We start from the raw sequence: 11,915 nt of genomic DNA on the forward strand, positions 1-11,915 counted from the left end.
GCAGCGCATTCGTGATCGCAGGGCGTGGCCTCACGCGGCTCGCGGAAGTACACGGCGAAGGTGCCGACGATCCGACCCGCTGCGGTTTCTGCCGAGAACGACCAGACGGCCCGGAAACCGTGCTGTTCGGCCAACCAGAGCCATGGCTGCCAGCGCGGCTCCTTCCGCACGTCGACGGTGATGACCGGCTGGCCGGTGAAGACAGCCAGACCGCACGCGAGCGAGTCCGGCCCGATCGTGATGCCGCTCACGGCCACGGCATAGGGCTCGGGCATGCCGATGACGTGCTGCAGCCCGGTGCCGCCCGGATTGGTCAGGTAGAAGGCGGAGCGGAGGCCGCCGCCGGACTGGGAGCAAGCCGTGTCCACGAGAATGCCCAGCGACTCTGCGAGCGGCGCGCCTTTGATGGCCGTCTGTAAGGCTTCCTTGCTGGGCCGAAAGCCGAGCCGTGTGCTCGACCAGACTGCCGAATGCGTCGGCGCCGTCAGGGGCTCGCAACAGGGAGTCTAATAGATCGCCCATGATCATTCACGGCATATCGCGCGGCCAGCGGCTTTAATCGAGCGTCGGCGCGCACTGGATACGCAGACGCTCCGCCGAAGTAAGTGTTTTTAGCCTCTACCGTAAGGATATACTATAACCCGGTACAGGAATGCCGTCCGACGGCTGACAGGAAGCTCCAGGCGTTGGCCGTTCCCGACTCCGGCCGTCCAGGACCAGGATATTAGTTAGGTACAGTGACGACGATCTTCCCGAACTGCGAGTTCGATTCCATGAAGATATGCGCCTGAACGATGGCGTCGAGTGGAAACGTCTTTGCGATGATCGGCTTGAGGCCTCCGCCAGCGAGCCCATCCTCGATGAAGGCTGCGGCGCGGCCCAGCCGTTCAGGGTCCCGGATGAACTCGAACAGGGTGTAGCCGCGCAGCGTGAGCGCCTTCTGCATGGCGGCGATGACCGGAAACGGTGTGTGTGCGGTCGCGAGCGCGCCGTAGATGAGGATGACGCCGCGCTGGCTCGTCGCCTCAGCAAGCGTCTCGACCTGAGGGCCGCCGACCGGGTCGAACACGAGGCGCGCGCCCTTGCCGCCGGTCGCGCGTTCGACCTCGGCTACGAGGTCCTGCTCGGACGTGACGACGACGTGCGCGGCGCCCGCCTCTTGCAACGCTGCCGCTTTGGCACGCTTCCGGGTCATCGCGATCGGGATGGCGCCGACGCTGTTCGCGATCTGGATCGCCGCGAGTCCGACACTTGAGGATGCTGCCGGAACGATGACCGCGTCGCCCCGCCCGAGACGACCGATGTCGATGAGTGCCCCCCAGGCCGTGAGATAGGCCATCCAGACCGCCGCCGACGCGATCGCCGAGACGCCGGTCGGGCGCTGGACCACGGCATAGGCCGGCACGATAGCCCTGTCGGCGTAGACGCCGTAATCGTTCATGGAAAAGGCCGGGATGACGCTGACGGCATCGCCCGGAGCGAAGCCGTTGACGCCCTCGCCCACAGTCTCGATCGTCGCGGAGGCTTCATAGCCGAGGCGCGCAGGCAGGCGCGGCGGTTCGAGATAGGCGCCCGATCGGAACATCGCCTCGGCGCGGTTGAGACCGATCGCCTCGATGCGGACGCGCATCTCGCCGCGCTGCGGATCGCCGACCGCGAGATCGTCGAACTGCATCACCTCCGGTCCACCGGTTCGATGAAACCTGACCACGCGTGCCATGGCGATGTCTCCTGCGGTGCTCGCGCCGCGCGCGCGGACGCGGAGCGGGGGCGCGGCGTCCGCGCGCGCCTCGAGCCGCCGGTCGCCAACGAACGTGCTGGACGAACCCTGATCAAGAATCCGATCCATGCCTCAGGGCAGCTTCGACGCGAGCACGTCGAGCTTCTCGATTTGCGGGGCTGTGGCGAACAGATTGGCCGCCTTCTCCTTCAGGGCCGCCGCCACGCGGCCGGAGAGGTGGGCGTCCCGTCCCGCCTCGTCGGGAAATGCATCGAAGATCCCGAAGGTCGACGGGCCCAGGCGGAGGCCGAACCACACGATGGTTCCCGGCTCGTTCTGAACGACGGGCTGGCTGTCCCTCAGAAACGCCTCGACAGCCGCTTCCTGTCCGGGCTTGGCGTTCAGGATGACGAGAAGAGCGAACTTGGCCATCTGCCTGTTCCTTCCGAAGAGCCCCGGAAAATGCGGACGTGACCGCCGTTCCGGATCCGGTCCGGCTCGCATCCGCGCATTAGATTAACCGGTCGGCCGCGAAGCGGCCCTGACGCCGGTCAGTTCGGCGTCAGGATCGGCGTTGCGCCGCGCAGGCCTCGACGATCTGCCGACGGACGAGGTCGGGCTGCGCCTGCAGGGCCCGCACAATCGCTTGCAGCACATGTCGCAGGCCGCCCACCTGATCGATAAGGTCGAGCACGACCGGGATGCCGTCGTCGTTGATCCCGAGATCGGCCTGCAGATCCCGGATCAGTTGGGCCCGGGCCACATCAATCTCGACGTAGTGCCAGACGCCCTCCCGGAACGCCGGTCGGAGCCAGCCGCTTTCGAGCCAGATCGCGAGCGTGTTGGGGGGCAGGTCCGACCGGGCCTGGAATTCGCGCGCGTCCATGCTGTCCCCCACTTCACTCAGCCCAACGCCACGTGGCGATCATGCGTTCGAGTTCCGGATCGGGCTTGTCCGGGAGCTTGATCAGCAGCTTGACGTAGGCGTCGCCCGCGGTCCCGTCCGACCGCGGGACGCCCTTGCCCTTGAGGCGAAGCACTTTGCCGGACGTACTCCATTTCGGGACCGTCAGGGTCACGGGCCCTGACGGGGCCGACACAGCGATCCGGCCGCCGAGCACCGCCGCGTGCAGCGGAACGCCCTGCTCGAAATGGATGTCGTCGCCCTCGCGCCGGAAGACCGGGTGCAGTCGGACGCCGATCGCGATCAGCGCATCGCCCGGCGGCGCGCCGTTCCTACCCGGCTCGCCCTTGCCGCGCAGGCGCAGGGTCTGTCCGTCGCGCGTGCCCGGCGGGATGCGGACATCGAGCCTCGTGCCGTCCGGTAGGGTCACCGAGCGGGTGGCGCCGTTGACCGCATCGAGGAAATCGAGGTCGAGATAGTAGCGGATATCGGCGCCCGGACGCCGGACGTCCGACCGACCCCGGCGTCCGAAGATCTCGGCGAGTAGGTCGTCGGTGTCGAAATCCGCAAAGCCGGCATCGCTTGTATAGGCATGGTCGGCGGATGGCTCCGAAGAAAAGTCGCGATAGGAGCGCTGCCGGGGCCGCTCGACGCCGGAGATATCGACCTCGCCGCGATCGAACCGAGCGCGCTTCTCCGGATCGTTCAACAAGTCGTAGGCCCGCGACACGTTCTTAAACTGCTCTTCCGCCTCCGCGTTGCCCGGGTTCAGGTCCGGATGCAGTTTGCGCGCGAGCTTGCGGTAGGTCTTTTGGATCTGCTCTGGGGAGGCATCGCGCTTCACACCGAGAATCGCATAGGGATCGTCGCTCAACGCATCCTCCCTGCGCCGTCGTGTGGCGAAGCCCGCACCCGTTGCGGACGATGCCTAGGGATTGGCCTCTTTGTGATCGTCCCCGGCCATGCCGCGACGAGTCACGGTGACCCGGGCGGGGCGCAGCAGCCGATCGTGGAGGAGGTAGCCGTCCTCCATGACGTCACGGACGGTCCCGGGCGCGGCCGCCGGATCATCGACCTCCATCATGGCCTCATGCCGCGACGGGTCGAACGGAGCGCCGCGGGCATCGACCCGCTGTACGCCGACGGCCTCAAGGGCCCCGATCAGCAGACGCTCCGTGGCGCGCACCCCATCGACGAGCGACGCGCCCTGCGACTCCGGCTGCTCCGACGCGGCGATGGCCCGGCGCAGGTTGTCCAGAACCGGCAGAAGCGCCCGGGCGAGGCCCGTCACGGCGAAAAGCTGCTCATTTGCGAGGTCGCGCGCCGCCCGGCGCCGGGTGTTGTCAGCCTCGGCCAAGGCCCGCAGGACGCGGTCCTGGAGCGCCGCGTTCTTGGCCTGCAGTTCTGCGGTCGCGTCCGTGCCTGGCGCAGGGGCCGCGCCGGCCTCCGGCGGTGCAGACTGGCCGGTGGGGGCGGGCGGAGCGCTCGCGGGATCGAGAGGCGTCTCGGCCATAACAGGTCTCCTGTCGGCATGGGGATGTCAGGCCGCCTGAGCCAGGCTCGCACCCCTAACGGCGAGCTGGCCGTTGAGGACCGAGACCGGAACCGTCTCGCCGTTCCGGAGCGCCCCCGTCAGGAGCATCTTGGCCAGCGGGTTCTGGAGATGGCGCTGAATCACCCGCTTGAGGGGCCGCGCGCCGTAGACCGGATCGTAGCCGGCATTGGCGAGCCAGTCCTTGGCCGCCGCCTCGACCCGAAGGACGATCTTCCGCTCGGCCAGCCGCTTTTCAAGGCCTTCGAGCTGGATGTCGACGATCCGGCGCATGTCGCTGCGGCCCAGGCGGTTGAACAGGATGATCTCGTCGAGCCGGTTGAGGAATTCCGGCCGGAATGCGCGGCGCACGACCTCCATGACCTGCTCGCGGGCCGCCTCGGCCGGCTGGCCCTCCATCAGCGCGGCCAGGAACTCGGCGCCGAGGTTCGACGTCAGGACGATGATCGTGTTGCGGAAGTCGACCGTGTGGCCCTGCCCGTCGGTCAGCCGCCCGTCGTCGAGCACCTGCAGCAGGATATTGAACACATCCGGATGCGCCTTCTCGACCTCGTCGAACAGGATCACTTGATAGGGACGCCGCCGGACCGCCTCCGTCAGGACGCCGCCCTCCTCGTAGCCGACATAGCCGGGCGGCGCGCCGACGAGCCGTGAGACCGCGTGCTTCTCCATGAATTCGGACATGTCGACCCGCAGCATCGCCCGGTCGTCGTCGAACAGGAATTCCGCCACCGCCTTGCACAACTCGGTCTTGCCAACGCCGGTCGGCCCGAGGAACAGGAAGGAGCCGATCGGCCGGTTCGGGTCCTGCAGGCCGGCGCGGGCCCGCCGGACCGCGTCGGACACGGCCACGACCGCCGGTTCCTGGCCGACCACGCGCTGGCCCAGCTTGTCTTCCATCGCCATCAGCTTGTCGCGCTCGCCTTCGAGCATCCGCGTGACGGGAATGCCCGTCCAGCGCGCGACGACGGAGGCGATGTCCTCGGCCGTCACCTCCTGCTTGATCAGCCGGCCCCGGCTCGCCTGCATCGCATCCGCGAGGCGCTTCTCCAGCTGTGGGATCACGGCGTAGAGGAGTTCGCCGGCGCGCGTCAGGTCACCGCGCCGTTCCACCTGCTCGAGTTCGATCCGGGCCTGCTCGGCCTGCGCCTTGAGCTGCTTCACCTCTTGGAGCGTCGCCTTCTCGGCTTCCCACTGTGCAGTCAGCTCGGCCTGCTTCTCTTCCCGCGCGGCCAACTGTGTCTCGACCGTCTTCAGGCGCTCCTGGGCGGCCGGATCCGTCTCCTTCTTCAGGGCCTCCCGCTCGATCTTCAGCTGGATCACGCGGCGGTCGATCTCGTCGAGTTCCCGGGGCTTCGACTCCGCCGCGATCCGGAGTCGGCTCGCGGCTTCGTCGACGAGGTCGATCGCCTTGTCGGGAAGGAACCGGTCCGCGATGTAGCGGTGGGACAGCGTGGCGGCCGCGACGATCGCGCTGTCCGTGATCCGCACGCCGTGGTGGAGCTCGTACTTCTCCTTCAGGCCCCGCAGGATGGAGATCGTCTCCTCGACGGAGGGCTCGCCCACGAACACGGGCTGGAAGCGGCGGGCGAGCGCGGCATCCTTCTCGATGTTCTTGCGATACTCATCCAGGGTCGTGGCGCCGATGCAGTGCAACTCGCCCCGGGCCAGGGCCGGCTTGAGCATGTTGGAGGCGTCCATCGACCCCTCGGCCTTCCCGGCGCCGACGAGGGTGTGCAGTTCGTCGATGAACAGGATGACGTCGGCCGAAGCCGAGACCTCCTGAAGGACAGCCTTCAGCCGCTCCTCGAACTCGCCTCGGTACTTCGCGCCGGCCAGGAGCGAACCGAGATCGAGGGACAGGAGACGGCGATCCTTCAAGGTGTCGGGCACGTCGCCGTTGACCATGCGTTGGGCCAACCCTTCGACGATCGCGGTCTTGCCGACGCCCGGCTCGCCGATCAGCACGGGATTGTTCTTCGTCCGGCGTGAGAGCACCTCAATGGTGCGCCGGATCTCCCCGTCGCGTCCGATCACCGGATCGAGCTTGCCCTGGCGGGCATCCTCGGTGAAATCCCGCGTGTATTTCCGCAGGGCCTCGTAGTTGTCCTCGGCCGACGCGCTGTCGGCCCGGCGCCCCTTCCGGAGCTCGGCGATGGCGCCCTCGAGGGCGGCCGGCGTCACGCCCGCCTCCCGGAGGAGCGGGCCTGGACCGTCCGCGGTCTCGGCCAGGGCGAGCAGCAGGTATTCGACCGTGACGAAGCTGTCCCTGGCCGCCCGCGCCCGCGCCTCGGCCTGGTCGAACAGGCGCGCGGTTTCGGGCGCCATGAAGATCTGGCCGGCACCGGAGCCCCCGACGCTTGGAAGCTTCGCCAGGTCGCGGTCCAGATCCGACGCGAGCGCCTCGGGGCGGCCGCCCGCGGACTGGATCAACGCCTTCGCCAGGCCGTCCGCATCGTCGAGCAGCGCCCTCAGGAGGTGGAGCGGCGTGATCCGCTGATGGCCCTTGCGCTGAGCCAGGCTCTGGGCGGCCTGGAGCACGTCCTTGAGATGATCGGTGTACGTGTCGATCTGCATCGCTCACCCCGGATGATGGACGCTGACGGCGCGGCGTGGCCGCCGCGCCGCGTCGCACGCCTCTAGTGCGCGCCTTGGTCCTGCCGGCCGTGCTCCTCGAATTCCGCATCGACGACCTCCGGCTGCGGGCCGCTTCCGCCGTCGCGCGCACCGGCATCGGGTCCCTCGGGCGGCGCGCTCATGACCTGAGCCAAGCGCTGCGTCAGCTGCGACAGGCCCTCGGTCGCCTGCTTGATGCGGTCGACGTGCTCGCCGCCCATCGCCTCGCGCAGGGCCGCGATCGCCTGTTGCAGCTCGGTCTTCAGGTCGCCCGGCACGCGCTCGCCCGCCTCCTGCTGGCTGCGCTCGGCGGTGTAGATCGCGGCATCGGCCTGGTTGCGGGCATCGGCCAGCTCCCGGCGCCGCCTGTCCTCCTCCGCGTGCGCCTCGGCTTCCCGCACCATGCGCTGGATCTCGCTCTGATCCAGCCCGCCCGAGGCCTGGATGCGGATCTGCTGTTCCTTGCCGCTGGCTTTGTCCTTGGCGGTCACGTTGACGATGCCGTTGGCGTCGATGTCGAAGGTCACCTCGATCTGCGGCGTGCCGCGGGGCGCCGGCGGAATGCCGACGAGGTCGAACTGGCCGAGCATCTTGTTGTCGGCCGCCATCTCGCGCTCGCCCTGGAAGACCCGGACCGTGACGGCGATCTGGTTGTCCTCGGCGGTCGAGAAGGTCTGGCTGCGCTTCGTCGGAATGGTGGTGTTGCGCTCGATCAGCTTGGTCATCACGCCGCCGAGCGTTTCGAGGCCCAGCGACAGCGGGGTCACGTCGAGGAGCAGCACGTCCTTGACGTCACCCTGGAGCACGCCGGCCTGGATCGCGGCGCCGATCGCCACGACCTCGTCGGGATTGACGCCCCGATGCGGCTCGCGCCCGAAGAGATTCTGGACCACCTCCTGCACCTTCGGCATCCGCGTCTGGCCGCCGACGAGGACGACCTCCGCAATGTCGGAGGGCTGCAGCCCGGCATCCTTTAGCGCGGCCTCGCACGGCCCGATCGTGCGCTTGATCAGGTCGTCGACCAGGGCCTCGAGCTTGGCGCGGGAGAGCTTGATGTTGAGGTGCTTCGGCCCGGCCTGATCGGCCGTGATGAAGGGCAGGTTGATCTCGGTCTGGGTCGCCGAGGACAGCTCGATCTTGGCCTTCTCGGCTGCATCCTTGAGGCGCTGAAGGGCGAGCTTGTCCTTGGTCAGGTCGATGCCCTGCTCTCGTCTGAACTCGGCCCCGAGGTATTCGACGATGCGGTTGTCGAAATCCTCGCCGCCCAGAAAAGTGTCGCCGTTGGTGGACTTCACCTCGAACACGCCGTCGCCGATCTCCAGGATCGACACGTCGAAGGTGCCCCCGCCGAGGTCGTAGACCGCGACGCGGCCGCTGCCCTTCTTGTCGAGGCCGTAGGCGAGCGCTGCGGCCGTCGGCTCGTTGATGATGCGCATCACCTCGAGACCGGCGATCTTGCCGGCATCCTTGGTGGCCTGACGCTGGGCGTCGTTGAAGTAGGCCGGAACCGTGATGACCGCCTGCGTCACCGATTGACCGAGCTTCAGCTCGGCGGTCTCCCGCATCCGCTGCAGGATATAGGCGGAGATCTGGCTCGGGCTGTAGGTCTTGCCCTTGATCTCGACCCAGGCGTCGCCGTTCCGTCCGGATACGATCCGGTAGGGCACCATCTCGATATCTTTCTTGGTGACCGGGTCGTCGTACCGCCGTCCGATCAGCCGCTTGATCGCGAAGACGGTGTTTTCCGGATTCGTGATCATCTGCCGCTTGGCCGGCTGCCCCACGAGGACTTCGCCGGACTCCGTGAAGGCCACCACCGACGGGGTCGTGCGACCGCCCTCGGCGTTTTCGATGACATTGGCCTTGCTGCCATCCATCACGGCGACGCAGGAGTTCGTCGTGCCGAGATCAATGCCGATCGCCTTCGCCATGGGAGAGACTCCTTCCTGTCTGCGCCTTACGGACCGATCGAGATCGAGGCCGGGTCGATGTGCGGTGCGGGCGGGCTGCGTGGGGCCGACCGCCCGCAACGCGCGCTACGGCCGGGGGCGCACCGCCTGAATGGCTGCCGCCAGACTCTGGTAGTCGAACGGACCGTCATGCCGGCGGCCGTTGATGAAGAAGGTCGGCGTCCCGTTGACGCCGCTCCGAACGCCGCTCAGGAAGTGCTGCTCGACCTTCGGGGCATAGGTCTTCGCCTCGATGGCGAGTTCGAAATCGCGCTCCGGCAGGCCCAGCGCCCGGGTGGCACCCAGCAGGAACGGCAGGCTCAGCTGACTCTGATGCGCGTAGATCGCATCGTGCATGTCCCAGAACCGACCCTCGGCCCCCGCGAACTCGGCGGTCTCCGCAGCCGGCTCCGCGAGCGGGTGGATCTCGGTGAGCGGGAAATGGCGGAACACGTAGGTGAGGTCGTCGCCGAAGTGGCTGCCGAGCTTCAGGACCTCGACATGCGCGAGGCGGCAATAGGGGCACTCGTAATCACCGTACTCGACGAGCACCACCCGCCCTTCGGCACCGCCCCGGACATGGTCAGCCGCCGACACTGGCACTCTGAGTTCGGCCATCGCTTGTCTCCTGGTTTTCGAGCCGATCCAGCGCATCAAGGATGCCGTCCGCGCCGGGGTTGACGGCGATCGGGGAGCGGTAGCTCCAGAAGATCAGTCCCTCGCGATCCACCACGAACAGCGCCCGCTCGCAGACGCCGTCGCCGTCCCGGTAGGCCCCATATTCCCGGGCGACCGCGCCCTTCGGCTCGAAATCCGCGAGCAGGGGGAAATGGAGATGGCGCGTCTCGGCGAAGGCCTGATGGCACCAGGCACTGTCGACCGAGATGCCGACGACTTCGGCCTGGTGCCGCCGGAATTCCGGCAGAACCTGATTGTAGACCGCCATCTGATCGCCGCAGACCGGGCTCCAATCCGCGGGATAAAACGCCAGAACGACTGGCCGTCCGCGCAGATCGGCAAGCGAAAGCGTCTGGTCGGGCGTGACGTGAAGCGTGAAATCGGGCGCCGCAACCCCCGGCGCTAAGACGTGTCCCATTCTGAATCTCCCGGCCAGCCTGCGTAGAGGCCACGGTGCATAAGATGACGCGGCCGGGCGTCTCGGCACTGACGAACATCAGTTCCGATGGCGGATCTCGGTCCGCGCCGGTCCCCAGACGCGCGGGGCCAACCGCTCCCGTGGACGCCGCCGCGCCGCAGGAGGGCGTTCGAATCCGGGATACACCCTAGGCGCCCTCCGAATGGTGCGACCGGCGGCGATGTCCGATCTTCGGGATCTCGCGCGTGAGGATCATCATGCTGCAATATGGTCACGTCGTGCCCGCGCCCGGCCCGTACGTTCATCGACCGCCTGCTACGGCCCTGGCCGCCGGCGATCTCGCACTGGCGCGCATCACCGCCCTAGGACGGGTCGAGCATTTCTCCCCCGGCACGACCCTGTATGCCGAAGGCGATATTGGCGAGTCCGTCTACTGGGTGGCTGCCGGGATGGTCCGCACGATCAACGTCGGACGCGACGGCAATCGGGTCGTGCGCGGGTTCCATCTGTCCGGCGAGTTCTTCGGGCTGGAGCGGGCCTCGTTGCATGCCTCCTCGGCCGAGGCGGTCGGCGACACGCGGGCGATACGCTGTTCCCGCGCCCGGCTGAACGCGGTCGCGGCATCAGATTCGCAGATCGCAAACGAGCTTCTTCTTTGGCTGCTGCGGATGACCGAGCGCGCCCAGGATCTCTCGGCGCTCGGCCGCGCCAGCGCCACGCAGAAGCTCGCGTATTTCCTGATCGACCTGATGGACCGGGTTTCGGCCGGTCGATCGATCGCGTTGCCGATGTCGCGCACCGATATCGGGGACTATCTCGGCCTCTCGAACGAGACCGTGAGCCGGACATTCACCACGCTGCGGCGTGATGGACTGATCGCCACGCGCGGACGCGGCGTCACCCTCCTCGAACCCGGCACCCTCCGGCACATGAACGGCGGCCTGATGCGTGATGGGGGCTAAGCCTTCAACTGCGGCAGCACCGCGAGGCCGATCTCGTCGAGCACCTCATCCGCACTGCGGGCACCGTATTTTAAATTCAGGATCACGTGATGGACGCCGATCGCGCGGAGCGCGACCAGAAAGTCCAGCAACGCCCTGCGACCGCTACGGAACCCGAGGTGAATGGGTTGCGGCGGATGATCTGGATCGCTGTGCAGATCCACGTAGAGGGATTGGGCGAAGGGCTTGAACGTCCCCGGCGCCACCGCTGCGACGGTAGCCCGCCACCGGGCCGCGAGTTCGGCTTGGCGCTCGAGCGAGCGCGGGTAGGTGATCCAGCCGTCCGCATGCTCGGCGATCCACTCCAAACTCTGCCGGCTCGATCCGGTGATGAGGATCGGCAGCCGTCCGATCGGCTTCGGCACGAGGTCGACGGTGCCGAGCATCTCTCCGAAGCGCGAGCGCAGGTTGGGGAACGTCTCTTCGAGAACCTGACGGATGACGCCGAAGCTCTCGCGGAACAAGACGTCGCGCTCCTCCTCGGGAACGCCGAAGGCTGGGAATTCGATCGGCCGATCACCCGAGGCCACCCCCATGACGAAACGGCCCCCCGACAACCGATCGACAGAGGCCGCGCCCTTCGCGGTGTGGATCGGATGGCGCAGGGGAAGGACGATCGATCCCGTCGCCAGGGCGATTTCCCGAGTCTGCGCGGCGATCCAGCCGAGCCAGACCCACGGGTCGTAGACCTGCCCGATGTCTCCGAAATTCGGGTCTCGCAGGGGCACGTCGCGGGTCCAGAGCGATGCGTAGCCGAGTTCCTCCGCTCGAACCGCCAGGCGCTCCTGATCGCGCATGGTCGGCTGGTCGCGCTGAAAGGCCTCGATGGGGAAGAAGACGCCGACCGTCAGGTGGCCCGGAGCGAACATGCGCTGGAATCCGAGCGTGCCACGCGGGTCGGCTGAGCCTTGACCATGAAGCATCGGGCGATTCCCGCGTTGAGCTGTCCCCTCGTCGGGGTCAGCAACCACGTTCCGGATCGCCGGGCCCTGACGCATATCAGCCGGATCCGGGCGCCCGCTCGACCATCGAGCGCTCTGGATGTTCAGTGATTCTGTCCGACGCTGCGGCGATGCG

12 protein-coding genes are annotated in these 11,915 nt (G+C 67.6%); 1 reads left to right on the forward strand and 11 read right to left on the reverse strand.

Going from position 1 to position 11,915, the window contains the following annotated elements; genetic code table 11:
- The 10 genes from OXS27_RS30195 to OXS27_RS30240 all read right to left on the reverse strand — a co-directional run.
- A partial coding sequence (locus OXS27_RS30195) for a GAF domain-containing protein (RefSeq protein WP_267361264.1) occupies positions 1-368 on the reverse strand: 368 nt, incomplete at its 3' end.
- Positions 369-724: 356 nt separating this feature from the next.
- Entirely contained in the window at positions 725-1,720 is a 996-nt protein-coding gene (locus tag OXS27_RS30200; RefSeq protein ID WP_267361266.1) for a zinc-dependent alcohol dehydrogenase family protein, read from the reverse strand.
- A 132-nt stretch (positions 1,721-1,852) separates the two neighbouring features.
- Positions 1,853-2,152 (reverse strand): antibiotic biosynthesis monooxygenase, encoded by a 300-nt coding sequence (locus OXS27_RS30205; protein ID WP_267361268.1) that lies wholly within the window; start codon positions 2,150-2,152, stop codon positions 1,853-1,855.
- 130 nt (positions 2,153-2,282) lie between these two features.
- The gene (locus OXS27_RS30210; RefSeq protein ID WP_267361270.1) at positions 2,283-2,606 is read right to left on the reverse strand and encodes a chaperone modulator CbpM; all 324 of its coding nucleotides are present in this window, start codon (positions 2,604-2,606) and stop codon (positions 2,283-2,285) included.
- Positions 2,607-2,619: 13 nt separating this feature from the next.
- Positions 2,620-3,498, reverse strand: coding sequence for a DnaJ C-terminal domain-containing protein (locus tag OXS27_RS30215; RefSeq protein WP_267361272.1), 879 nt, complete (start codon positions 3,496-3,498; stop codon positions 2,620-2,622).
- 54 nt (positions 3,499-3,552) lie between these two features.
- Positions 3,553-4,137: a nucleotide exchange factor GrpE gene (locus OXS27_RS30220; RefSeq protein WP_267361274.1), complete on the reverse strand. Its 585-nt coding sequence runs from the start codon at positions 4,135-4,137 to the stop codon at positions 3,553-3,555.
- Positions 4,138-4,164: 27 nt separating this feature from the next.
- Positions 4,165-6,753: an ATP-dependent chaperone ClpB gene (gene clpB / locus OXS27_RS30225; protein ID WP_267361276.1), complete on the reverse strand. Its 2,589-nt coding sequence runs from the start codon at positions 6,751-6,753 to the stop codon at positions 4,165-4,167.
- A gap of 62 nt (positions 6,754-6,815) precedes the next feature.
- Positions 6,816-8,723: a molecular chaperone DnaK gene (gene dnaK, locus OXS27_RS30230; protein WP_267361278.1), complete on the reverse strand. Its 1,908-nt coding sequence runs from the start codon at positions 8,721-8,723 to the stop codon at positions 6,816-6,818.
- 105 nt (positions 8,724-8,828) lie between these two features.
- Positions 8,829-9,359 (reverse strand): thioredoxin domain-containing protein, encoded by a 531-nt coding sequence (locus OXS27_RS30235; RefSeq protein WP_267361280.1) that lies wholly within the window; start codon positions 9,357-9,359, stop codon positions 8,829-8,831.
- Positions 9,325-9,837: a redoxin domain-containing protein gene (locus OXS27_RS30240; RefSeq protein ID WP_267361282.1), complete on the reverse strand. Its 513-nt coding sequence runs from the start codon at positions 9,835-9,837 to the stop codon at positions 9,325-9,327. Before OXS27_RS30240 ends, OXS27_RS30235 begins: the two co-directional genes overlap by 35 nt.
- 245 nt (positions 9,838-10,082) lie before the next feature.
- Between OXS27_RS30240 and OXS27_RS30245 the strand changes: the two genes are divergently transcribed.
- Entirely contained in the window at positions 10,083-10,799 is a 717-nt protein-coding gene (locus OXS27_RS30245) for a helix-turn-helix domain-containing protein (RefSeq protein WP_267361284.1), read from the forward strand.
- Here OXS27_RS30245 and OXS27_RS30250 read toward each other — a convergent pair.
- Positions 10,796-11,707, reverse strand: a complete 912-nt coding sequence (locus OXS27_RS30250; protein WP_267361286.1) for an LLM class oxidoreductase — start codon at positions 11,705-11,707, stop codon at positions 10,796-10,798. The genes OXS27_RS30245 and OXS27_RS30250 overlap by 4 nt on opposite strands.
- Positions 11,708-11,915 lie beyond the last annotated feature (208 nt).

Origin of the sequence: Methylobacterium sp. GC_Met_3 (assembly GCF_026540775.1) — a bacterium.
GTDB lineage: Bacteria > Pseudomonadota > Alphaproteobacteria > Rhizobiales > Beijerinckiaceae > Methylobacterium.